We start from the raw sequence: 245 nt of genomic DNA, 5'->3' as shown, positions 1-245 counted from the left end.
ATATCCACGTCCAATGCCTCCGCACAATCTTTAACCACGCCTTTGCCGCTCGGCCCGAATGCCGGCTTGATGACCGCTTCCGTCCAGCCCTGTAGGTTCAGGATGTCGGCCAATTCGGTTTTTTGCAGCGGAACGAACACGCTCGGAATCACTTGCGCGACGCGCGCCGCCAAATCGCACAAATAAGTCTTTTCCATATTCCAAGCCAGCAACTCGGGCGGAGTGATAAAACACTGCCCCGCCCG

At 56.7% G+C, this 245-nt stretch carries 1 pseudogene; it reads right to left on the bottom strand.

Annotation, left to right across the window (positions count from 1 at the left end):
* Positions 1-245: pseudogene (locus ACTHSN_RS10880) on the bottom strand (glutathione synthetase); the annotation flags it as partial.

Origin of the sequence: Neisseria sp. P0009.S010 (assembly GCF_051958545.1) — a bacterium.
Classification (GTDB): Bacteria; Pseudomonadota; Gammaproteobacteria; order Burkholderiales; family Neisseriaceae; genus Neisseria; species Neisseria subflava_A.
This window is presented reverse-complemented; position numbering and strand designations above follow the sequence as displayed.